The organism is Paraburkholderia sp. FT54, from assembly GCF_031585635.1.
Classification (GTDB): Bacteria; Pseudomonadota; Gammaproteobacteria; order Burkholderiales; family Burkholderiaceae; genus Paraburkholderia.
In genome coordinates this window covers 874901-897521 of sequence record NZ_CP134197.1, presented here as the reverse complement: position 1 = coordinate 897521, position 22621 = coordinate 874901, and the positions used below count along the sequence as shown (strand labels likewise).

At 62.1% G+C, this 22621-nt stretch carries 18 protein-coding genes; 11 read left to right on the top strand and 7 right to left on the bottom strand.

Annotated features, from left to right (window positions below):
• Nucleotides 1-238: 238 nt before the first annotated feature.
• The 3 genes from RI103_RS36815 to RI103_RS36805 all read left to right on the top strand — a co-directional run bounded on the left by RI103_RS36815 (nt 239) and on the right by RI103_RS36805 (nt 3256).
• Complete coding sequence (locus RI103_RS36815) at nt 239-919, top strand: response regulator (protein WP_310818973.1); 681 nt, start codon at nt 239-241, stop codon at nt 917-919.
• A gap of 596 nt (nt 920-1515) precedes the next feature.
• Nucleotides 1516-2061 (top strand): DUF3331 domain-containing protein, encoded by a 546-nt coding sequence (locus RI103_RS36810; RefSeq protein WP_310818972.1) that lies wholly within the window; start codon nt 1516-1518, stop codon nt 2059-2061.
• 277 nt (nt 2062-2338) lie between these two features.
• Nucleotides 2339-3256 carry an NAD(P)-dependent oxidoreductase gene (locus RI103_RS36805; protein ID WP_310819338.1) on the top strand — a complete coding sequence of 306 codons (918 nt, stop codon included), beginning with the start codon at nt 2339-2341 and terminating at the stop codon, nt 3254-3256.
• Between the two features lie 48 nt (nt 3257-3304).
• Here RI103_RS36805 and RI103_RS36800 read toward each other — a convergent pair whose 3' ends face one another.
• A complete protein-coding gene (locus RI103_RS36800) occupies nt 3305-4105 on the bottom strand; it encodes a DeoR/GlpR family DNA-binding transcription regulator (RefSeq protein WP_310818971.1) in 801 nt (266 codons plus the stop codon).
• A 318-nt stretch (nt 4106-4423) separates the two neighbouring features.
• On the opposite strand from RI103_RS36800, the gene RI103_RS36795 reads away from it, so the two are divergent.
• The 6 genes from RI103_RS36795 (at nt 4424) to RI103_RS36770 (ending at nt 10640) form a co-directional block, all read left to right on the top strand.
• Nucleotides 4424-5419 (top strand): 2-keto-3-deoxygluconate permease, encoded by a 996-nt coding sequence (locus tag RI103_RS36795; protein WP_310818970.1) that lies wholly within the window; start codon nt 4424-4426, stop codon nt 5417-5419.
• Nucleotides 5416-6759, top strand: a complete 1344-nt coding sequence (locus RI103_RS36790) for a four-carbon acid sugar kinase family protein (protein WP_310818969.1) — start codon at nt 5416-5418, stop codon at nt 6757-6759. The genes RI103_RS36795 and RI103_RS36790 overlap by 4 nt, the downstream gene beginning before the upstream one ends.
• Nucleotides 6756-7757: a 4-hydroxythreonine-4-phosphate dehydrogenase PdxA gene (gene pdxA, locus RI103_RS36785; RefSeq protein WP_310818968.1), complete on the top strand. Its 1002-nt coding sequence runs from the start codon at nt 6756-6758 to the stop codon at nt 7755-7757. Before RI103_RS36790 ends, pdxA begins: the two co-directional genes overlap by 4 nt.
• A 79-nt stretch (nt 7758-7836) precedes the next feature.
• The gene (locus tag RI103_RS36780) at nt 7837-8445 is read left to right on the top strand and encodes a TetR family transcriptional regulator (RefSeq protein ID WP_310818967.1); all 609 of its coding nucleotides are present in this window, start codon (nt 7837-7839) and stop codon (nt 8443-8445) included.
• Between the two features lie 96 nt (nt 8446-8541).
• Nucleotides 8542-9696: an alcohol dehydrogenase gene (yqhD, locus tag RI103_RS36775; protein WP_310818966.1), complete on the top strand. Its 1155-nt coding sequence runs from the start codon at nt 8542-8544 to the stop codon at nt 9694-9696.
• Between the two features lie 38 nt (nt 9697-9734).
• The gene (locus RI103_RS36770) at nt 9735-10640 is read left to right on the top strand and encodes an NAD(P)-dependent oxidoreductase (protein WP_310818965.1); all 906 of its coding nucleotides are present in this window, start codon (nt 9735-9737) and stop codon (nt 10638-10640) included.
• 104 nt (nt 10641-10744) lie between these two features.
• On the opposite strand, the gene RI103_RS36765 is transcribed toward RI103_RS36770, so the two are convergent.
• A complete protein-coding gene (locus RI103_RS36765; RefSeq protein WP_310818964.1) occupies nt 10745-12040 on the bottom strand; it encodes an MFS transporter in 1296 nt (431 codons plus the stop codon).
• A gap of 226 nt (nt 12041-12266) precedes the next feature.
• Nucleotides 12267-13088 (bottom strand): N-acyl homoserine lactonase family protein, encoded by an 822-nt coding sequence (locus tag RI103_RS36760; protein WP_310818963.1) that lies wholly within the window; start codon nt 13086-13088, stop codon nt 12267-12269.
• Between the two features lie 220 nt (nt 13089-13308).
• On the opposite strand from RI103_RS36760, the gene RI103_RS36755 reads away from it, so the two are divergent.
• Both RI103_RS36755 and RI103_RS36750 read left to right on the top strand, forming a co-directional pair.
• Nucleotides 13309-14184, top strand: coding sequence for a LysR substrate-binding domain-containing protein (locus RI103_RS36755; RefSeq protein WP_310818962.1), 876 nt, complete (start codon nt 13309-13311; stop codon nt 14182-14184).
• A 217-nt stretch (nt 14185-14401) separates the two neighbouring features.
• Nucleotides 14402-14851, top strand: a complete 450-nt coding sequence (locus tag RI103_RS36750) for a hypothetical protein (protein ID WP_310818961.1) — start codon at nt 14402-14404, stop codon at nt 14849-14851.
• A gap of 70 nt (nt 14852-14921) precedes the next feature.
• Here the strand turns inward: RI103_RS36750 and RI103_RS36745 are convergent, their stop codons facing one another.
• From RI103_RS36745 to RI103_RS36730, 4 genes are all read right to left on the bottom strand, one after another.
• A complete protein-coding gene (locus tag RI103_RS36745; RefSeq protein ID WP_310818960.1) occupies nt 14922-16391 on the bottom strand; it encodes an efflux transporter outer membrane subunit in 1470 nt (489 codons plus the stop codon).
• The gene (locus RI103_RS36740; protein ID WP_310818959.1) at nt 16384-17571 is read right to left on the bottom strand and encodes an efflux RND transporter periplasmic adaptor subunit; all 1188 of its coding nucleotides are present in this window, start codon (nt 17569-17571) and stop codon (nt 16384-16386) included. Before RI103_RS36740 ends, RI103_RS36745 begins: the two co-directional genes overlap by 8 nt.
• Entirely contained in the window at nt 17561-20752 is a 3192-nt protein-coding gene (locus RI103_RS36735) for an efflux RND transporter permease subunit (protein ID WP_310818958.1), read from the bottom strand. The genes RI103_RS36740 and RI103_RS36735 overlap by 11 nt, the downstream gene beginning before the upstream one ends.
• A gap of 719 nt (nt 20753-21471) precedes the next feature.
• On the bottom strand, nt 21472-22461 hold the full coding sequence (locus RI103_RS36730; RefSeq protein WP_310818957.1) for a LysR family transcriptional regulator: 990 nt from the start codon (nt 22459-22461) through the stop codon (nt 21472-21474).
• Nucleotides 22462-22621 lie beyond the last annotated feature (160 nt).

Sequence of the window (22621 nt, the reverse complement as noted above, 5' to 3'; positions counted from 1 at the left end):
ATGATCATTGCTCCCCCTTGTCTGCCGGCGAGCTAGCCCCGACACTTGCGTCTTGCATTGCGCTGTTGAAGAGGTGCAAGCCTGCACGAACGTTGGCCTCATCCAAAGTGATCACGCGTTCACTGCAACGATTTACAATCAGTTTACTCGGTTGCCAATGAGGTGCAGGAGCATTGGCAGGTGAAAATGGCTGCATGCCAGCGGGTGCGACCGCATTCCAGCTTCGCGAGGTATCCAGATGACTACCAGACCGACCCGCCAGACAACGGATAAATCCGAAGCAACTGACGGTTCCGTTATCTACGTCGTCGACGACGACGAAGGAATCCGTCGGGCCCTTGACTTGCTTATGCGCTCCGTAGGCTTGCGCGTCGAGACTTTCGAGTCCCCGGACGAGTTTCTGCGGTTTCCTCACTCCGCGGGACCGAGCTGCCTCATCCTGGACGTGCGACTGCGCGGGAAAAGCGGCATGGCTTTTCACCAGGAAATCGTCAATAGCGGCATACGCATTCCCGTCGTGTTCATGACCGGTCATGGAGACATCGAGATGGGGGTGAAGGCGATGAAGGCTGGCGCGCTCGATTTCTTTGTGAAGCCATTCAAAGACCAGGACATGCTCGACGCCGTTGCTCAGGCGTTGGCGCGAGACAGCGAGCGCCTCGCGGCAGAAGCCGCATTGGCCGGTCTGCGCGCTGCGTACGAGTCTCTTTCGCCGCGCGAGAAAGAGGTGATGGGCTTTGTCTTGTCCGGCCTGCTGAACAAGCAGATTGCCTCTGAGATGAACTTGAGCGAGATCACAGTCAAGGTCCATCGTGGACAGGTCATGCGAAAAATGAACGCGCGCTCGATGCCGGACCTTGTCCGCAAGGCCGAATCGCTTGGTATCAAGCCCTGTCTCCCGGACGGCCGTCGTGGTTGAGCGTGGATCTTCCGGACGCGACGTGGCCCACGAGGCCGCGCTATCCCGCAATGGTGGGCAAACGTTCGGCCCCTCGCGCTGAGCGGCATCAAGACTGTGCCGGCGTTCGTTTCCAGACGGTCGCTCTGGTTGCTTGCGTTTGCCGCTCAACAAGAAATTCGCCTGCGGGGCAAGCTCAGTGAAATCTCCTAGCCGCGCCTATACGTCCGTATAAGCCGGTTACGCTAATGCGGCATCGGCATATCCCACCGTAGAGTAGACTCGCGCTCCGGCTAAACCTACTCTTATCTCATCGCGGCACGCTCGCGGTTACTGCAGCGCAACGCTCGCGGTTCGGCCCGACGACCCCATGGCACTTTCGGATGGCCGCCAGACCGGTTCACTTCTTAACGTCGTCAAGGAATCACCGTGTCACAAGTTCTACATAGCTGGATTCATATCGGAAGCAACTCATACGGCGAGTACACGTTCGTGCCGTGGCTTGGCAGGACGATTTATCGCCGTACCGTGGACTTCTCCGCCATATGCATCCAGTAGCCGCAAGCCGGGAGTTGTTCGACCGCCGCTTCACTCTTTGCTAAGGATAGCAAACGATCGTGAATGCTCAACCTAGTACGGATTCTGACATCCCATCAGAAAGTGAATCTTGCCATGCGCCTGCTTTCCCTGCGCTGTCCTCGTCCCATCACTTGTCATCGCATCAGCCGGACCGACTTGCTTCAGCGCCCGACGTTCAGGATGCGTGGACGACGACGCTCGCAATCATCGACCCGCTTTTTTCTTCGCCAGACCCGATGCGGAATCCTCCGGACCTGTCCGGTCGCTCCCACTTGGGCGGCGAGCCGCGCAATTCGCGTAAGTCGAACGGTGGTGACGTGCGCACCTACACCGTGACGGTCGTGGAGGAATTGTCGAATGCGCTCTTCGCTTTGCGCTGGCATGACGCGACGCTTTGCAACTACGAGGAGCAAATCTGGGCACCATGTCTCGCTCCCGCCGCGGGGCGTTGCGCCCTGTCGGGCGAGCCTGTCAGCAAGGGCGATCCGATATACCGTCCCCGAATCCGCGGACGGTTCATACCACTTAACAGCGATGCGGTGATTCTGGCCAGCGAGCTGATCAAAGCCAGCACACGTGCGTGAGGCGTGCGCCGATGGTTATCGCCGGTCCGGTCATGAACGGCGCGAGCTGGATCCGGTCGCGCCCATAACGTCCTGCTTCGCTGCCGCACGGCTTCACATCCGGCCTCGAGTTTCACCTGACCTACGATCCGCCGCAAATGACCCACTCGAACTCGACGCACGGATACGAGATCGAACTGGAGGTGGCCAGCGGAGCGATCCATTTTGCGCTAATGTGTAGCGCCATTCCGCGCGCTGCTGGAGCGTCATCCTTTGACTCCGACGTCGTTGCGACGACCTGCTGCGCGACAAACTCTGTCCGGATCAAACAGTCATGAATCAATCTGCAAGCAAACCCGCTGTCGGCTTTATCGGCCTCGGCATCATGGGCGCGTCGATGGCGGCGCGGCTTGCCGCGGCCGGCTATCCGCTGCACGTCTATAACCGTACCCGTGCGAAGGCTGAGCCGCTCATCGCGGCGGGTGCATCCTGGCATGCCACCCCGAAGGCGCTCGCTGAAGCATCCGACGTGGTCATCACGATCGTCGGCATGCCGGACGACGTCCGCGCGCTGTACCTCGGCGACGACGGTCTGATCGTGAACGCGCGACGCGATGCCGTGCTGATCGATATGACGACTTCGAGCCCGCAACTGGCCGAGGAACTGGCCGCGCACGCTGCAACTCGCGGCGTGCACATGCTGGACGCGCCGGTTTCGGGCGGCGATGTCGGCGCGCGCGAGGGACGGCTGTCTATCATGGTGGGCGGCGCGGCCGACGCGCTCGCACGCGTCGAGCCGATGCTGCGCTGCCTCGGCACGAACATCGTGCTGCAAGGCGGACCGGGCGCGGGTCAGCACACCAAGCTGTGCAATCAGATCGTGATCGCGTCGACGATGCTGGGCGTGTGCGAAGGACTGGCCTATGCGCATAGCGCCGGACTGGATTCGCAGACCGTATTGAGCGCGATCGGCGGCGGCGCGGCTGGTGGCTTTCAGTTGAATAACCTGGGGCCGCGCATCGCCAAAGGCGATTTCGCGCCCGGCTTCTTTATCGAGCATTTCATCAAGGACATGCGGATTGCGCATGAGGAAGCCACTCACATGGGACGTGAGTTGCCGGGTCTGGATCTGGTGCGCAGCCTTTATCAGAAACTCGCTGAGCAAGGCTTCACGCGCAACGGCACCCAGGCGCTGTTCAAACTTTACGAGCGCTGAGGAGCGGCAATGAAGCTGGCAGATCAATGCACTCTTCCGCGCGAGGCCCTATGACTTCCCGTGAAGCAGAGGCTGGCGAGCCTGCTGCGAGGCGGTTTCGATCGTCACTTCGCTATGCAGCAGGAACGTTGCCAGTTCCGGGGTGCCCGGTTCAGCATCGGTCACCAGGGTCCAGTCGCGCTCGAGTGGTGTCCAGTGCTGCTGGCTCGCGCGATCCAGTTTGTGCGACGTCACCAGCACGAAGACGTTGGCCGCCTGCCTGATGATGCATTCCTTCAGATAGGCCTGCTCGGCGGTCGCCTCGCAGAGCCCACGGCCGGCGACTACACCGTCCGCGCCAAGAAAGGCCTTATCCACGGAGAGACGGTTCAACGCGATCTGCGCAAGCGGCCCGAGCGTGCTCATGCTCGAGGGTCGCAGGTCGCCGCCGATCAGCGTGACCGGCACGTCGCTCGAGGCGAGCAGGCCAATTGCCAGCAGGTTGTTGGTGACCACGCGAATGTCGCGGCGGCCGGCCAGCAGCCGGGCCATTGCAGCGGTGGTGGTGCCGCCGTCGAGAAAGATGGTGTCGCCGTCCTGCACGTGGCTCACCGCCACCTGCGCGATCGCATCCTTTTGCTCGCGGAAGCTTTCGCGCCGCAGATCGAGCGACTCCTCGGGTTCGTGAATCCCGACCGAAGCGGCCGCGCCCCCGTACGTGCGCACGATCAGCCGTTCGTCGGCGAGCGCGCGCAGGTCGCGACGCACGGTTGCTTCAGACATGCCGAAATGCTCGCACAGGGCGCCTACGTCGTTCATGCCGGACAGGACGGCCTTCAGCATTGCCTCGCGGCGGTTCGTAACTTTCATGGTGATAGAGGGTAGCGGGTCGTCCGAATGGTGCGCGCAATGGACAGGAAAAGCGCCAACGGGCGTAAGTGTAATCAAACCGCCTTCTGGAGCAACGCCCGCGGCGTCGTCGCGCCATGCGCGCGCGGCGCCCATTGTGATCGTTTCGATCAATCTCAGCCAGTTTCCCGCGTGGAATGACGCGTTGCCGCAAATCTACCTCCAACGACGACCTATTGACGACTGGATTGCGCATCGCCGTTTCGTCACGTACACTCCGAATGATCGAATCAATCAATCAATATGATTGCATCGGTCACTTTCAAACTGGAGACAATGATGGCCCAACTTCCTATCAAGCGCGCGATCGAACGCGTTCCGGGCGGCATGATGATCGTCCCGCTACTGTTCGGTGCAATGATCGCCACCTTCTTGCCGGACACGCCGAAGTTCTTCGGCTCGTTCACAAATGCGCTGTTTACCGGCGCGTTGCCGATCCTCGCCGTGTTCTATGTGTGCATGGGTTCGTCGATCGATATAAAGGCGACGCCTTATCTGCTCAAGAAGGGCGGGGCCTTGTTCGCGGCTAAGGTGGGATCGGCGATTGTGGTGGGTGTCGTGCTGGGCCACTTTCTGGGTGAGCAGCCGGTTTCGTCCGGACTGTTCGCGGGCATGTCGACGCTGGCGGTGGTCGCCGCGATGAACGACACGAATGGCGGCCTGTACATGGCGTTGATGGGTCAATATGGCAAGTCTGAAGACGTCGGCGCTTACACGATCATGTCGCTCGAATCCGGCCCGTTCCTGACGATGGTCACGCTCGGCGTGGCCGGGCTGTCGGCGTTTCCGTGGCAGACGCTGGTCGGCAGCATTCTCCCGCTCGCGGCCGGCATGCTGCTCGGCAATCTGGACCGTGAGATGCGCAACTTTCTCGGCCGCGCTGTGCCGGTGATGATTCCGTTCTTCGCCTTGGCGCTGGGCGCGAGCCTCGACCTGCACAAAGTCTGGCAAGCCGGCTTGCTCGGCATCGGCCTCGGCATCGCGGTGGTGATCGTGACGGGCATTCCCCTGTATTTGACCGATCGGCTGACCGGCGGCACGGGTGTCGCGGGCGTGGCGGCAGCCAACACGGCGGGCAACGGAGCGGCCGTGCCGGCGCTGATCGCAGCGGCCAACCCGGTCTATGCCGAGGCCGCGAAGAGCGCGACCTTGCTGGTTGCCTCGTGCGTCGTCGTGACGGCGATCGTGTCGCCGATCCTTACTGCGGCGGTCGCAAAGCGGATCGGCAAGCGTGCCGAGGCCAGCCGCGCTGCCGCATTGGAGGCGAGCCGGTGAGCAGCACGAGCATTCTGATCATCGCCGACGACCTGTCCGGCGCCGCCGACTGCGCGATTGCGTTCGCGGGAGCGGGGCGCAGCACGGCGGTCACGCTGAACGCGTCGCGCGCGATGGGCGCCGCGGAGGTGATCGCGGTGGATACGGACACGCGCCGCATGCCGCCCGCCGAAGCCGCGCACTGCACCTGCGCCGCGTGGCTGGCGCAACGCGCGCCGGGGCGGCGTCTGTACAAGAAAATCGATTCGACCTTGCGCGGTAACTGGGCCGCGGAAGTGGCCGCGTTGCAGCCGCTCGCGGGCCTCGCCATCGTTGCCACGGCCTTTCCCGCCACTGGGCGCACCGTGCGCGAGGGTCGCGTATTCGTGCGCGGCGTGCCGCTCGAAAACACGGAAACGTGGCAACTCGAACACGCCGCGCATTGCGCCGACCTCAACGCCATGGTCGAGGCGGTCGGCTTGCGCACCGCGGCGTTGGGTGTCGACGCGCTGCGCGGCGACGCCGCAGCGTTGCGCGCTGCCATTGCCGCGGTGGCGAGCAGCGGCGCACAGGCGCTCATCGTCGATGCGGAAACGGATGCGGATTTGAGGGCGCTCGCGCAGGCGACGGCGTCGATGGACGAAGCCCTGTTCTGGGTCGGCTCAGGCGGTCTTGCTCGCGAACTCGCGTCATTGAGCGACCTGTTCCAGATCGGCACGGAAGCCGCGCAAGACGCGCCGTCGAAGCCGGAGCAGCCGACAAGCGCAATCCTGATTCTGGTGGGCAGCCTGTCGGCCGTCTCGGAACAGCAATGCACGATGCTGCGCGAGCGCGCGGGCGTGGGCGAGCTGATCGTGCCGCCGGACGTGCTGCGTGCTGGCGAGCTTCATCTCGAGTGGGCGGCCTGGCAAGCGCGGGTCGGCGCGCATCTGGGCGCACACACCGATTTGCTGGTGCGAATGGGGCGCGACGATCTGTTCGATCCCGCCGAAGGCGCCCAATTGTCGGCGGCCCTCGCTTCGCTCGTTGCACCGTTTTTCACGCATCTGAGCGGCCTGATCGCGACCGGCGGCGAAACCGCGCGCGCGATGCTCGGTAGAGCGGGCATCGACAGCCTGCAATTGCTTTCGGAAATCGAGCCGGGCGTGGCGGTGGGCCGCCCGCACTGCAACCCGCGCCTCACCGTCGTCACCAAAGCCGGCGCCTTCGGCAGCGAGCACGCGCTGTATGGCGCCTACCTTCATCTGCGCGGCACACCGGAGTTCGCCCATAGCGAGTCCGGAGCGGCTCACCCGAGCGGCACAACGACATCTTCGCCGGCCCGCGAAACGAACCAACGTCATTCAGGCAAAACATCATGAGCAACTACCTTCCAGTCATCGGCATCACGATGGGCGACGCAGCGGGCGTGGGTCCGGAAATCATCGTCAAGAGCTTGACGCACGAGGCCGTCTACCGGCAGTGCCGCCCGCTCGTCATCGGCGATGCGGCACGCCTCGAGCAGGCCAACCGGATTGTCGGCGGCAGCACGAAAGTGCGCCGCATCGCGAAGCCGGCGGATGCGCAATATGAGCAGGGCACCATCGACTGCATCGACCTCGCGCTGATTCCCGCCGACTTGCCTTTCGGCGCACTGTCGGCGCTCGCAGGCGACGCCGCGTATCAGTACATCGCGCGCGCCGTCGAACTCGCGAAGTCCGACGAGATCGATGCGATCTGCACGGCGCCGCTGAACAAGGAAGCGTTGCACGCCGGCGGTCACAAGTATCCGGGCCACACTGAAATGCTCGCGCACCTCACGGGCATCGAGGAGGTGTCGATGATGCTGGTCGCACCGAAACTGCGTGTGATCCATGTGACGACCCACATCGGCATTATCGATGCGATCCGCAAGATCGAACCGGGCCTCGTGCAGCGCACGCTCGAACGAGGCCATGCGACGCTGGTGAAGGCGGGCATTACCAATCCGCGCATTGCCGTGTGTGGCATCAACCCGCATGCCGGCGAGAACGGTCTGTTCGGTTATGGCGAGGAAGAAGAAAAGATCGTGCCGGCCGTGCGCGTCTTGCGCGAACGCGGCTGGGACATCGAAGGCCCGCTCCCTGCCGACACGTTGTTCTTCCGCGCGGGACGCGGCGACTTCGATCTGGTGGTGGCGATGTACCACGATCAGGGCCATGGTCCGGTCAAGGTGCTCGGCCTCGAAGCTGGCGTCAACGTGACAGTCGGCCTCGATGTGATCCGTACCTCAGTCGATCACGGTACGGCGTTCGATATCGCGGGCAAAGGCATCGCTGACGAACGCAGTCTGCTGGAAGCACTGCGTCAAGGTGCCGAACTCGCGACGCGCCGCGCGTGACACGGCTTGAAATCGATGTACGTGCGCAGTGCCGCCCGCTCAGGTGGAGCGACACCTTGGCTTCAGGACTGCAGTTGTAATGGTTATGCAAACACGACGCACTGAAGACTTTCGCGAAAAGCTACTCGAAGCAGGTGTCGGGCTGTTTGCCGAAACGGGTTATCACGGCACCGGCGTAAAAGACATCGTCGAGCGTGCTGGCGTGCCGAAGGGTTCGTTCTACAACTACTTCGAGAGCAAGGAGGCATTCGGCGCGGCGATCCTGCACCACTACGCGCAGGAGCAGGCCGCTGAATGGCAGCAGTATTCGCTCGAAGCCGCGTCAGCTGATCCGCTGCTCGCGCTGCGCGGCATCTACGCGCGCATCGTTGCTGACTACGAAGACTGTGACGACCGCTACGGTTGTCTGGTCGGTAACTTTGCGGGCGAGGTCGCGCAGTCGAGCGATGTGTGCCGGCTCGCCGCGCGCACGACGGTGAATGAATGGCGTGTCGGCTGTGCCGATTATCTGCGGCGCGGCCAGGAATACGGCTCCGTGCGGCGCGATCTTTCGGCGGACGCAATGGCTGACCTGTTATGGAATGCGTGGGAAGGCAGCCTGTTGCGGATGAAGCTGGATGACTCGGTCGAGCCGCTGAAGGCTTGCGTGCATTCAATGTTCGATCTGTTTTTCAAATCCCCGCAGTAACGGTCGTAGCTGGACTGAACGGCAACGGGTTTTATCCGGGTAGCCGTTTATTGCGTTTTAAGACGACCGGTCATTTCAATGTAAGGAAGAGATTCAATGCAGAACTTTACGTTTCACAACCCCACGCGAATCATTTTCGGCGAAGGTCAGATTGCCGCACTCGATGCATACGTCCCGGCCAACGCGCGGGTACTGATTACGTGCGGGGGCGGCAGCATCAAGAGCAACGGCGTGCTCGCGCAAGTGCAGGCGGCGCTCGGCGAACGCGCGTGGCACGTGTTCAGCGGCATCGAGCCGAATCCCACTTACGAAACGCTGATGGAAGCGGTTGCGCTCGCCCGTGAGAAGAACATCGATTTTCTGCTGGCAGTGGGCGGCGGCTCGGTGATCGACGGCACCAAGTTCATCGCCGCCGCGGTGAAGTTCGACGGCGAGCCGTGGGACATTCTCGCGAAGCAGACCGAGGTACGCGACGCGATGCCGTTCGGCAGTGTGCTGACCTTGCCTGCCACCGGTTCGGAAATGAACAACGGCGGCGTGATCAGCCATCGCGCGAAAGGCGACAAGCTGCCGTTCCGCAGCGAGGCGACCTATCCGGTCTTCTCGGTGCTGGATCCGACCACGACGTATTCGTTGCCGCAGCGGCAGATTGCCAATGGTGTCGTCGACGCGTTCGTTCATATCGTCGAACAGTATCTGACCTATCCGGTCGATGCCAGGGTACAGGACCGTTTCGCCGAAGGCTTGCTGATCACGCTGACTGAAGTCGGCCCGCAAGCGCTTGCCGAGCCGCACAACTATGCGGTGCGGGCCAACCTGATGTGGACGGCGACGCTGGCGCTGAACGGCCTGATCGGCGCCGGCGTGCCGCAGGACTGGGCGACTCACATGCTCGGCCACGAGATCACGGCGCTGCACGGACTCGATCACGCACAGACGCTCGCCATCGTGCTGCCGGCCATGCTGAGCGTGCGCCGCGAATCGAAGCGCGGGAAGTTGCTGCAGTACGCCGAACGCGTGTGGAACATCACCGAGGGCAGCGAGGACGAACGTATCAGCGCGGCGATCACGGCGACCCGCGTGTTCTTCGAACGCATGTCGGTGGGAACCCGCTTGCGCGACTACAAGATTGGCGGCCAGTCCATCGGCACGCTGATGGCGAAGCTCGAAGAGCACGGAATGACGGCATTGGGCGAACACGGCGACGTGACGCTCGACGTAAGCCGTCAGGTCTATCAATTTGCAGTCTGAACAGGCCCGCATTCGCGCGGCTGATCATTTGGAATGGCATGATGAAAATTGGATTTGTAGGACTTGGCTCGATGGGCGCCGCGATTGCGAAGAACCTGATCGACGCCGGGCATGATGTGCAGGTTTTCAACCGGAGTCCGGCCCGCGCGGAACCGCTGCGCGCAGCAGGCGCGAGCGTCGCGTCGAGTCCCGCGCAGGCGGCGCTCGGGGCCGACGTGGTGTTCACGATGGTGGCCGACGATGCCGCGCATGCAGCCGTCACGTTCGGCGAGGCGGGCATCGCCACCACGCTGAAGCCGGGTGCGCTGCACATCTCGATGAGCACGATTAGCGTCGCCACCGCGCAGGATCACACAGCGAAGTACCGTGAAGCGGGTCTTGCCTTCGTGTCCGCGCCGGTATTCGGCCGGCCCGATGCCGCGGCGGCGCGCAAGCTGTTCATCATGGCAGCCGGCGCGGACGAGCATCTGAAGGTTGCCGTGCCGCTTCTCGAAACGCTTGGACAGTCGGTCGGCATTGTCGGCGAGGATCCTTCGCAGGCCAATCTGGTGAAGCTGATCGGCAATTTCATGCTATCCGTGATCATCGAAACGCTGGGCGAAGCGTGTGCCGTTGCGGGCAAGGCCGGCATCGATCCGATGCGTCTGGTGGAACTGTTGACGAACGCAAACTTCAATGCGGCGCCATACAAGATCTACGGTCCGCTGATCGCGGCGCAGCAATTCCAGCCGCCGGGCTTCTCGTTGCCGCTCGGCCAGAAGGACAACCGCCTGATGCTGGCGGCCGCTGAGGCGCTTGGCGTGCCGCTGCCGCTGGCAAGTCTCGTCCACGACCGGTTCCTCACGTTGCGCTCGCAAGGGCTCGGTGCTGAACATGACTGGTCGGCGGTGGCGCTTTGCGCGCTGTCCGATGCCGGCTTGAGCAACGCGCTTCACGGCGGCTAAGCGCAATGGGCACGATGCCGCTCGCCATGAGCGGCATTTCACGTGTCGAACGGCGCGCGAGCGGAAACGTCGAGTATTAGCGGACCCGAGGTGCTATCTCCGGCTCAGCTACGGCCCATATTCGGCTCAGCCGCTGTGTCAGGCTGATGTCGTGGTCTGGCGGTTTCCTTGATCAACATGACGAACGCGCTCGTGCCGATCAGACAGAGGCCCATGACCAGCAGTCCGGCGGAAAACGAGTTGGTGAGCGAGCGCGCGAAGCCGACGAAGTAAGGCCCTCCGAAGGCCCCGATCATGCCGATGCCGTTGATCATGCCGCTTATGCGGGCCGTCACTTCAGGCGGCACGAGATCAGTGGCGATCGACCAGAGTACTGGCTGCGATCCGTACAGTGTCGCGCCGGCGATCACGAGCAGCGCCATGTTGGCGACGAACGGGCTGGACTCGAAGGTCTCGCCGCCAATCAGGAGGGCGAGGCCGGAAATGGCCAGCGGGATCGCGGAAAAGAGCCGCCGGTCCAGTTTGCGGTCGGACCAGTAAGTCAGGATCGGCATGAGGACGATCGCGAACGCGTAGGGAATCGATGAGAGCCAGCCGATGTCCGTCGGCGAAAGCCCAGGCTGTTGATGAATGACGCTGGGCAGCCAGATCACAAAGCCGAGGAAGCCCGTGTTCCAAAGCAGGATCGCCGTGGCGAAGAGCCACACCGCTGGACGCCGCAATTGCGAACTGAAGGACACCAGTGTGGGCGCTGGCGCTTGCGACGCGTGCCGCTTGTTTTCCGAGTCGAGGCGTTCGAGCAGCTGCGCGCGATCGGCGGCTTTCAACCACTTTGCGTTGCGCGGCGAATCGGCCACGCCCCACAGCCATACAAATACCCATACGAGCGGGAATACGCCCTCGACGATGAACAACGTGCGCCAGTCGCCGAGCTTCAGGATGTAGCCGGCGATCGGACCGCTCGCCATCGCGGCGAAGGGGTAGCAAAGTTGCCAGATGCCATTTGCGCGAGCGCGCTCGGACGGCGCAAACCAGTTCCTGACGAACAGCAGGAAAGTCGGGAATATGCCGCCTTCGAACACGCCGATCGCGAAGCGAACCGCGACGAGCTCCTGCGCATTGTGCACATAACCCTGCGCCATTTCGATCGCTCCCCACAGCACCATCAGCACGGCGATCAGCGTCTTGCCGTGGCCCTTGTCGGCGATCCAGCCGCCCAGAACCTGCGAAGCGCCATAGCCGAGAAACAGCACGCCCGAAGCGAATCCGAGAATCGAGGCAGTCAGCCCGAGTTCCTTGCCCATCGACGGAATCGCAAAACCGATGTTGGTGCGGTCCATGAACGCGATGATAAGGGTCATCATCATTACGGGCAGTAAGCGGAACCATCTTTGCTTCATTGTCTGTCTCCATGTTTCGCGTGCATGGCGACAAGGCGGCAACCAGCCCTGCGCGACAGCACGTGTTTATCTTTGTATCGTTACGTATTGCAAACGATCCGGCCTTGCATCGCGACGGTCCTGACCGTCTCAGTATGCGAGGCACTGCACGAAATACTGCTCAGGCAACGCAAGAACTGGATCCGGTCTGGCGCCGTCCTGAGCATCCGGGGCCAGACCTTGTGACTCACGTGTATCGATGCGGCGCCGGTTGCCACTTCTTCCAGAAGTCGGGGTCGTGGCAGATCACCAGTTCACCGCCGAAGAAGTCACACAGCAGGCGCAGCCGCGCGATCGATGCAATCGCCTGTTCGGTGGTGTGCGCATTGCCGGGCGGCGAGTCGGGCTCGAGATTGGCCGGGCAGAACACGGCGTCGCCGGTCAGGATCATGAGCGAGCCCGACGGCAGACGCACCATCAGCGATTGATGCCCCGGCGTGTGGCCTGGCGTTGTGAGTACGGCCACGCCGGGCTTGACCACCTGATCGCCGTGCAGCAGTTCATAGTCGATGCCGCAATCGAAATAGGCGCGCTCGTAAGGCCGCGCGGCAAAGCTGTCTGGCTGGTATGCAAAGCGGTATTCCGAGCCCTGTACCAGGAATCGTGCATGAGGGAATAACAGGTTGCCGCCCGAGTGGTCCCAGTGGAAGTGGCTGTTGATGACGATCTTCACGTCCTGCGGTGTACGACCGAGGTCGGCCAGCCGTGCGCGAATGTCGTCCTGTCGTTCATAGCGCGTGATCATGTCGGAAAAGCGCTTCATCGACAGGCAGGGATCGGCGCCATCGTTGCGTTCGCAGTTATGCGGCAGAAGACCGGTATCGAACAGAATATGTTCACCGTCCGTCATCTCGATCAGCGCGCCGGTTACGGGAACCTCGACCCGCGTGCCCATTCCGCGCCGCAACGTCAACGACGACTGGTCGTTGATCAGTGTGCCCAGGTTGAATAGCGCAACGCTTTTGACAAGCGTTTCGGTCGCGCCGGATAGGCTGGCTGGCACCGTCATCGTCTCCTTCCTGTTATGAATCGCCAAGCTCCCGGTCGAGTCTTTAATGGTCCGTCAGCCATGCCAACTGATTGCACTCGCAGAACAGCCCGATGATCGACGTCGCAGCCAGATTCGACCAGTCACGGACGCACCAAGGGGATATTTGCGACGAGTATGCTAGTCATCGCTCCTCAGAAGAAGTAGTCTTTCCTTTCTTCAAAACATAAAATTTCTTTCGATGGACTCCCGTTATCTTCAGAGCTTTGTCTACGTGGTCGAGTTCGGCTCGATCGCGGAAGCCGCCCGCCGGCTCGATCTGACGCCGGCCGCGGTGGCACAGCGCCTGAAGATGCTCGAAACGGAGCTGGGCGGTCAACTCGTGCGTCGCTGCGGACGCACGGTCGGTACGACGGAGGCCGGCGAACGTATCCTCGAACGCGCTCGCCAGGTACTGCATGACATTCGCGACCTGAAGTCGGATTTGGAGAATCCATCCACGCTGGGTGGGCAACTGCGCCTCGGCGGCATGGGTACGATGATGACGAGTCTGATCCCCGTCATGCTGGCCGAATTGCTGGCGCGGCACCCAGGAATCGATTTCTATCTCGAGCCCGGCACCTCGCTCGACCTGTATCGGAAAGTGGTGAGCGGTGATCTCGATGCCGCGGTCGTCGCACGGCCTCCTTTCAATCTGCCGAAAAGTTGCGACTGGCACACGTTCAGGGAAGAACCGCTCGTGCTGCTGACGCCTGCCGCCATGAAGGTGACCGATCCGCACGTCACATTGCAGACGGAACCGTTTCTCCGTTACGACCGCAATGTTGTCGGCGGGCAGCTCGCCGAGAGTTACCTTCGGCAGCACGGCATTACGCCGCATCAACGCTGCGAGCTCGACGGGCTCGGCGCGATCGCCGCGCTGGTCGACCGCGGTCTCGGTGTTTCGCTCGTGCCCGACTGGACGACGAAACCACTCGCCGATTTATCGCTTGCCAAATGGCCGCTGCCGCATCCTTTTCAGAAGCGCGTGGTCGGATTGATATGGGGGCGCTCCTCAGTGCGTATCCGGCTGATCCAGGCCTTTCTGCAAGTGGCCTCGGAGTTCAAATTTGGCTAAGCGGGGCAGCGCGGTTGCAAATTTATCGTAAATGCAGCCTCGGCGATATCGCTATAGAATTGACGCGACCCAACCGTGAATGTCCATGATTCGCGCGCCAGTAGGGCCGTTTCGCAACTCTCTATTCGATACACTTTCAATGTCACATAGCACTCGCCGGCCCACGGGCCGCGCTTCTTTTGTTCGGCGTCACCTGAGCAAGGAGATGCAGCTCCCAATGACGAGGCGCGCTGCCTCTGATATCTCACTCGCAAATCATCTCGCGCTTGCGGTCTGCCGCAAAGGGCAAGGAAACGCTCATCTGATCAGTGAGCTGAACAGAGTTGTCTATCTGACGTACTACTTACAAGAGGCCGGATTCGGTAATGCATCTGTCGATCTGTACCGGCGTGCGGAGGCTGCACTGGATCAAGCCGCCGGCAGGGCACAGTGTGACGGCGTGTGGCAAATCAGCGCGGAGGTCGCAGGCATGCTCGAAGAGATCCTCGCCATTCACGATCAGCAACTGACGGCGGCCGCGACCCGACACATGGTTGAGGCCAAGGCGCGGTTTGCCAGGTTGATCAAAAGCAGCGTTAGTTTGCCAATTTCGGAAGAGGCGCAGACACCTGATCGCCGCGACGTTACCAGGCTCAACGTTGCCGCGACCGCCAGCAGGTTGCAATAGTCCGGATAGGGAACGTGCTCCGAAGTACTCAAAATACGGAGCATGCCGTTCCCGCACCGCGCAGCGGCGCTCAATTCGCGCTGTGTTCCGTTGCTGTCGCGACGAGCGCCGGCGCTGCAGCAGCTTGAGCAAGTTCATCGCTCGACCATCCACCGCCAAGCGCATGCAGGAGTTGCACATTCGCACTCAACTGGCGTGTCTGGATATCGAGCACGCTGCGTTGCGCTTCGAGTGCGACCGTCTGCGCCTGCACGACATCGAGGTAACCCACCACACCCTGGCGATATTGACGTAACGCGAGGTCGACCGAGTACTGGGCGGCGTTTGCTGCATCCCGTTGCTCAGCCAGCGCAGTGCCGAGATACGACAGCAGGGCAAGGTTATCTTCAACCTGCTGGAATGCGGACAGCACCACACCGCGATACAGTTCTCCCGCTTCTTCGGTTGCCGCTTTGGCGGCATCGAGTTGCGCACGACGGTACCCGCCGTCGAACACGTACTGCACGAGTTGCGGGCCGACCGCCCAGAACAGATTGGGCGCGCTGACCAGGCCGGCGTAGGCCGCGCTCTGCACGCCACCCTGCAAGCTCAACGTGATGTCCGGGAAGTAGGCCGCCCGCGCGACGCCAATTTTCGCGTTGGCTTCGGCCACCCGGCGTTCCGCCGCAGCGACATCGGGCCGCCGTTGCAGCAGCGTCGAGGGCAGGCCGGTCGGAATCGCCGGCAACGCGATAGCGGCGGTCTGGGGCGGCAGGCTGAATTCGGACGCCGAGGCGCCGACCAGAACCGCGATCGCGTGTTCGATCAGGGCGCGTTGCGCCAGATTCTGCGACAACTGCGACTTCGCCGACGAAAGTTGCGTTTGCGCTCGGGAAACGTCGAGGCCCGACACGATCCCACTGTTGTGCAACGTCTCCGTGAGTTGCAAGGCCTTCGTGTACGCCACGACAGTCTCGTTCAACAACTCGGTTTGCTGGTCGAGACCGCGTAAGCGCAGGCAACTGTCCGCCAGTTCGACCTGCAGGCTCAGCCTGACCGAGGCCAGATCGGCCTGGGTCGCCTGCGCTTCGTCCTTGCCGGCCACCACGGAGTCGCGCACGCGGCCCCAGAGGTCGAGGTCATAGTTGATTTCGCCGCCGAGCGTGACGGAGTTGTATTCGTTCGGGCCGCCCACGCGCAACGGCCGGTTGTCGGACTGGCGATTGCGCTGCGGCACGGCGCTCACACTGACCGACGGATACAGTCCCGATTCGACCTGCGCCACGAAAGCCTGCGCTTGCTCATAGTGTGCGTACGCCGCGCGCAAGTCGGTGTTGTTGGCCAGCAGACGTGTTTCGAGATCGTCGAGCTGTGCGTCGCCATACATCTTCCACCAGCCGTTGCGGTCTATCCGGTCGGCGGGCTGTGCCGCGGTCCACGGGCCGACGGTCTTGTATTGCGCCGCGACCGGCGTCGGCGGGACCTGATATTGCGGCGCGAGCGAGCAGGCGCAGAGTGCGGCGACGCTCGCGAGAAGCGCCGGAAGTCCATACTTAACCATGTGCCACTGCCTTCTTGTTGGCCGTTGTCGCAACCTGCACGCTGTCGCCGTCGGCAAGTCCGTCGGGCGGTGTATCTATCACGCGGTCGGTTGCGGCGAGGCCTGAGCCAATCTCCACCGAGTCGCCCAGGTCGCGGTTGATCTTCACCCGCTTGAACAGCACGTGACCGTTCGCGCCAAGCGTGGCGACCACGACGCCGCGGCTATCGAAGACGAGCGCGCTGGCCGGCACACGGACCGAATTGGCGGAAGCGGGCAGCGAGAATTTCAGGCTTGCAAACCCGCCCGGCAGCAGCTTGCCGTTAGCGTTATCAACGAGCAGTTGAACCAGTGTCGTTCCCGAACTCGAATTGACCGAGTCCGCCGCTGCCACCACGCGCGCGGTGAACTGCTGGTCGGGATACTCAGGGACGGTCAGGTTGGCGGTCGTGCCGTCGTGTATCGCCGGCGCGTAATTCTGCGGCACCTGGACGTAGACGCGTAACTGCTTGACGTCGGAGACCGCGAACAGCTCCTGTCCTACGCCGCCGCTGCCGGCGTTGACCAATGCGCCGACGTCGGTATCGCGCGCGGTCACCACGCCGTCGAATGGCGCGACGATGCGCGCGAACGCCTTGGTCGCGACGAGGCGATCGACATTGGCCTTCGCGGCCGCGACGATCGCCTCTTTGGCGGTGTAATCAGCGGTGCGTTGGTCGACATCCTGCTGGGCGACGGAATCCGTGCCGCTGAGCGCTTCCCAGCGCTTCGCCGTCGTGCCCGCGACTAACGCATTGGCCTGCGCGCTCTGCAGGTCCGCGCGCGCCTGCAAGAGCTGCTGGTCGAGTTCCGGCGTTTCGATTTCGGCAAGCACCTGGCCCGCTTTGACGGGCGCGCCAATATCGACATTCCACGATTTCAGATAGCCGCTGACCTGCGCGAAAATCGGCGCGCGCGTAAACGCTTCGAGGCGGCCGGGCAGTTGCAGCGAGGGACCGTTGGCGTCGCGCAAGGGTTGGATCACGCTGACGGTCGGCACGGCCTGGGCGTCGGTCCAGGTTTTAAGTTTGCGGGCATCGGCGGCTCGCAGCGTGAGGCCGGCGATGACGATGCCCAGGACGACCAGCAGGCCGACCACGCCGGCTACCAGAAGCGGCCGGCGCGAAGGGGTATTGGCGGGAAAAGTGGATTCAGACGACATGAGCAGGACCTCCCGAGACGGATGCCGGGGTAGCCGCGCGCCCGGGGCGCGCGTGCACGATACAGAAAATGACGGGGACGAGAAACAGCGAAGCGGTAGTGGCAAACAGCAGGCCACCGATCACGGCGCGGCCAAGCGGTGCGTTTTGCTCACCGCCTTCGCCGAGGGCGAGCGCCATCGGCAGCATGCCGATGATCATGGAGAGCGCGGTCATGAGCACAGGACGAAAACGCGTAAAGCCCGCTTCGAGGGCGGCCTTGAACGGATCGCCGTGCACGGCGAAACGTTCGCGGCAGAAACTGACGACCAGAATCGAGTTGGCCGTCGCCACCCCCATGCACATGATCGCGCCGGTCAATGCGGGTACGGAGAGCGTCGTATGGGTCGCGAACAGCATCCAGACGATACCGGCCAGCGCGGCAGGCAACGCGGTCACGATCACGAACGGGTCGGCCCACGACTGGAAATTGACCACGATCAGCAGATAGATCAGCACCACCGCACCGAGCAGGCCGAACAACATGCCGGCGAAGGCGCTGTTCATCGTCTGCACCTGGCCCAGCAATGCGACGCTCGAGCCCTTGGGCAAGGTGCTGGCGTTGTCGTGCACGATGCGCTGGATATCGGATGCCACCGCGCCGAGGTCGCGGCCCTGGGTGGTCGCGAAGATCTCGACCATGGGCTGGATGTTGTACTGGCTGACAACCTCATTGCTGCTGGTGCGTTCGACTGTCGCCAGACCACCGAGGATCTGGGCGGTGCCTCCGCCGCTCGCCGTGATTGGCAGATTTTGCAAGGCGGCGAGCGAATCGAGGCTGTATTGCGGCGTTTGCATCACGATCGGATAAGACACGCCGTTCGCGTTGTTCAGCCAGAACGTGGGCGCGACCTGGCTGGAACCCGCGAGGTTCACCACCATGCTGTTCGTCACGTCGCGCTCGGTGATGCCGAGCAATTGCGCGCGTGTGCGATCGACATCGACGTTGAAAGTGGGATTGCCGTGCGACTGCGCGATCCGCGCATCGACCACACCCGGCACATCGCGAACCTGGCGCAGCAGACGGTCCACATACGCGTAGTTGGCGTTCAGGTTATTGCCGCGAATCTGCAGGTCGATCGGTGCCGGCGAGCCGAAGTTCAGGATCTGACTGATGATGTCCGCCGGCGGGAACGAAAACGTGACGCCGGGGAATTCGCGCGGCAATCTCTCGCGCATGATGCGAACATACTCGTCCGTTGGACGATGGCCTTCGTTCAGCGCGATCTGAATGTCACCGTCCTGCGATCCGACCGTACCGGTGTTGTTGTACGCGGTATTGATACCGCTAACAGGCAGACCCATGTTGTCGACCACCGTGCCGAGTTCCGCCGGCGGAACGATCTGGCGGATTGCGCCTTCGACATCCGCAAAGATCTGCGCGGTCTTTTCAACGCGTACGCCGACCGGTGCGCGCACATGCATCAGGATTTGTCCGGAATCGACCGAAGGGAAGAAATTGCGACCGAGGAACGGCACCAGCGCGAAGGAGAGAGCGACAAAGCCGAGGAAGCCGCTGACGAACCGCCGCCGATGGGTCAGCGCGAGTTCCAGCAACCCACGGTAGGCGCTGCGCACCTTTTCGAAGCGCGCTTCGAAGCCACGCTGGAAACGCCCGAGTGGACCGGGGCGCTTCGCTTCATGCGCGTGCTCGTCCTGCACATGCTGTTTCAGCAGGTATTTCGCCATCGTCGGCACGAGGGTTCTCGACAGGATGAACGACGAGATCATCGCGAAGATCACCGCTTCGGCCATCGGCACGAACAGGAAGCGCGCGACGCCGTTCAGGAAGAACATCGGCACGAACACAATGCAGATACACAGCAGTGAGACGAATGCCGGCGTGACGATCTGCGCGGCGCCGTCGAGAATCGCCGTCTCCACCTCCTTGCCATGCTCGAGGTGCCAGTTGATGTTTTCGATCGTCACCGTGGCGTCGTCGACAAGGATCCCCACCGCTAGCGCGAGACCGCCGAGCGTCATGATGTTCAACGTCTCGCCGAGCGCGGACAGCGTGGCGATGGAGCCGAGAATGGCGAGCGGGATCGAGGTGGCAATGATGATCGTCGAGCGCCAGCTGCCGAGGAACAGCAGGATCATCAGGCTCGTCAGCACGGCCGCGATCACACCCTCGCGCGCCACGCCGGTGATGGCCGCCCGCACGAACAGCGACTGGTCGCCGATGGGTTCGATCTGCAGGTTCGCGGGCCACGATGCTTTCCCTGCGGCAAGCCGCTCCTTGATGCCGGAGATGATGCCGAGCGTTGAAACCGAACCGTTCTTGAGCACGGACATCAGCACCGAGCGCCGGCCGTCGACGTGCACGATATTGGTCTGCGGCGGGCTGCCGTCGCGCACGTTCGCAATGTCGCGAATGTAGACCGTGGTGCCATTGGCCGCCTTGACCGGCAGATCGCCCAAGGCCTTGATTTCCGACGGCGCATTGTTGAGCTGCAACGTGTACTCGTAGTCGCCGATCTTTTCCGTGCCGACCGGCGTAATCAGGTTCTGGCCGGCGAGCGCATTGGCGACATCCTGTGCGGACAGGCCGCGCGCCTGGAGTGCCGCCGGGTCGACGTCGATCTGCACCTGACGTGTCTTGCCGCCGAACGGGTAAGGAATCGCCGCGCCCGCGACCGTCGTGAGGACCGGACGCACCGCATTCAAGCCGAGGTCGCCGAGGTTCTGTTCAGAGAGTCCCTTGCCAGACAGCGCCAACTGGATGATCGGCACGGTCGACGCGTTGTAGTTCAGGATCAGGGGAGGCGTCGTGCCTGCAGGCAACTGCCGCAATTGGGTTTGCGCGACCGAGGTCACCTGCGCGTTCGCCGTGCTGATATTCACGCCTGGCTGGAAGAAGATCTTGATGATCCCGAAGCCGGCCACCGATTCCGCTTCGATATGCTCCACGTCGTTCACCGTGGTGGTCAACGTGCGTTCGAATGGCGACGTGATACGGCCGACCATCTGGTCCGGCGGCAGTCCCGTGTATTGCCACACGACGCTGATAACCGGAATCCTGATATCCGGAAAAATGTCGGTCGGCGTCTTCATCGCGGACAAAGGACCGATGATGAGAATGAAGATCGCCAGGACGACGAAAGTGTAGGGTCGCCGGAGGGCAATACGGACTAGGGCGAGCATGAGAATTCCAGAGCTTGGGGGAAAACGTGAGCGTGTCTTGGTGGTGGCTAGCGCGGTGTGCGATGTCCGGCGGCCACGTGCTTGTACCTGCAACCGGCGCAGGGCGCGCTCGAGCCGGCAGCATGTGCGACCTTGACGGAATATTGACTAGGGCTACGCATGATCTACTTCGGTTGAGAATGACTTTTTTGTTGCTTACGATCAGTCAAAAAGCTTGCACGCATCTTTCAATTGCCCGCGTGGAAGAGAAAGATTGCGCAACGAAGAGAGTTGCCTCAGGACACATGCCGATGTGCCCAACTCAACTCAAGCGCGAATGTACACAAAGCTCGGCATTCCTGCTGAAGGACAAATAAGACGCGAGGCATAGATAGATGCCCAGTGAACTCATTTCACTTTGCTCGCGCAAACCGGGAATACCTTGTCGTTGCTGGAGAGAGCGATGTCTGGCAAGAACGGGACACCGGCGCAAGCGTGTCGTTTCCCGCGAAGGATGAAGCGTCAGCGTTTTTTATTACCAATTGTTCGAAGAGGTCCACATGCGCACCGGACACCTGCGCTGAGTGGCATTCAAGGAGCCGACTTCAATTCTGGAGATGAGATGTTCACGTCACGGTCACATCATTCAAGATGGACGTCACCGTAGAAGCGACGTTTTTCACAAAACAGTTGTGTGCAAAACAAATGGACCAGAAAGCGACTTTCGTCGGCTCGTGTCGTCACGTCGACTCACGCGATCCGTCGCGCGTTGGAAGCACCTGATCGCCCACACGTCCGGCAACCGAACGCAGAATGGCAATGAATTCCTGCATGGGCTGCGACGGCGCCTCGTACTTGCGCGTGACGATTCCGTAGCTCGTCATGGTGCGCTTGATGGGAACGGGCAAGTGCCCGAGCAGCCCCTTGCTCACATATTTTTCGACGGCGGCACGCGGTTGCAGCGAGATCATGTCGGTCGCCTGCAACAGTTCCAGTGTCGAAAAGATCGAAGGTGTTTCCACCATGCCCACCGGCGCGGGAATGCCCGCGCCGGCGAACGTTTCGTCGAACAGGTGCCGGATTGCCGTTGCTTGCGGATAGAGAATCCATGGCCACGCGCCAAGATCGGCCAACTCCAGCCGCCGCTGCCGCAGCAACGGATGATGCTGTCCGACGACCACCCAGACCGGTTCCCCAGACAGCACCTCGAAGTCAAACAGTACTTGATGGCGCGGCTCCGTCAGCCGGCCGACCATCACGTCCAGCTTCCTTTCCTCGAGCCAGATCGCGAGCTGGTCACTGCTTTGTTCGACGAGTTTGATGACCAGTTGCGGCCGCTGCTCGCGGATCTCCCTGATGCCGGTGGTCACCACCTGAGCGGCCGAAGCCGAGATGGCGCCCACGGTGAGATGACCGTAGCCGCCCTCGCTCAAGGTGCTGAACTCGTTCACGAACTTGCCCAGATCGGCGACCGCAGTGGTCGCATAGCGCATGGCCAATACGCCGAGATCGGTTGGGCGCATTTCCCGCGGTAGTCGTTCGAACAACTGTGCCCCGAACATCGATTCGATGTCACTCAGGATTTTTGTCGCCGCGGGTTGGGTGATGAGCATCTGTTCGGCTGCGATGCGCAAGTTGTGCGTGCGTCCGAGCGCATCGAGCAGTTGAAGATGTCTGAAGCGCAGCCTTGCCAGGACGCTCGACGCACGCACCGTAAATTGTCTGGGCATGGGGTAAACACGCAAGAACTCATAACCGGATGGAATCGATTGTACTGAATAAGAGATTGGATGTTTATCGGCTGGCTGCCTAAAGTTGCAGCTGAGGTTGCAGCTGAGCGAATCAATGTGCGGACTAGCGGTAAGCCACGCGCGCCAGACAAACATCTGT

Bases quoted from the DNA above. Each gene is read 5' to 3' on its own strand.
- RI103_RS36740 (WP_310818959.1), bottom strand. From the start codon at position 17,571: ATGTCGTCTGAATCCACTTTTCCCGCCAATACCCCTTCGCGCCGGCCG.
- RI103_RS36755 (WP_310818962.1), top strand. From the start codon at position 13,309: ATGGACTCCCGTTATCTTCAGAGCTTTGTCTACGTGGTCGAGTTCGGC.
- RI103_RS36800 (WP_310818971.1), bottom strand. From the start codon at position 4,105: ATGAAAGTTACGAACCGCCGCGAGGCAATGCTGAAGGCCGTCCTGTCC.
- RI103_RS36815 (WP_310818973.1), top strand. From the start codon at position 239: ATGACTACCAGACCGACCCGCCAGACAACGGATAAATCCGAAGCAACT.
- yqhD (WP_310818966.1), top strand. From the start codon at position 8,542: ATGCAGAACTTTACGTTTCACAACCCCACGCGAATCATTTTCGGCGAA.
- RI103_RS36750 (WP_310818961.1), top strand. From the start codon at position 14,402: ATGACGAGGCGCGCTGCCTCTGATATCTCACTCGCAAATCATCTCGCG.
- RI103_RS36765 (WP_310818964.1), bottom strand. From the start codon at position 12,040: ATGAAGCAAAGATGGTTCCGCTTACTGCCCGTAATGATGATGACCCTT.
- RI103_RS36795 (WP_310818970.1), top strand. From the start codon at position 4,424: ATGGCCCAACTTCCTATCAAGCGCGCGATCGAACGCGTTCCGGGCGGC.
- RI103_RS36745 (WP_310818960.1), bottom strand. From the start codon at position 16,391: ATGGTTAAGTATGGACTTCCGGCGCTTCTCGCGAGCGTCGCCGCACTC.
- pdxA (WP_310818968.1), top strand. From the start codon at position 6,756: ATGAGCAACTACCTTCCAGTCATCGGCATCACGATGGGCGACGCAGCG.
- RI103_RS36730 (WP_310818957.1), bottom strand. From the start codon at position 22,461: ATGCCCAGACAATTTACGGTGCGTGCGTCGAGCGTCCTGGCAAGGCTG.
- RI103_RS36780 (WP_310818967.1), top strand. From the start codon at position 7,837: ATGGTTATGCAAACACGACGCACTGAAGACTTTCGCGAAAAGCTACTC.
- RI103_RS36760 (WP_310818963.1), bottom strand. From the start codon at position 13,088: ATGACGGTGCCAGCCAGCCTATCCGGCGCGACCGAAACGCTTGTCAAA.
- RI103_RS36770 (WP_310818965.1), top strand. From the start codon at position 9,735: ATGATGAAAATTGGATTTGTAGGACTTGGCTCGATGGGCGCCGCGATT.
- RI103_RS36735 (WP_310818958.1), bottom strand. From the start codon at position 20,752: ATGCTCGCCCTAGTCCGTATTGCCCTCCGGCGACCCTACACTTTCGTC.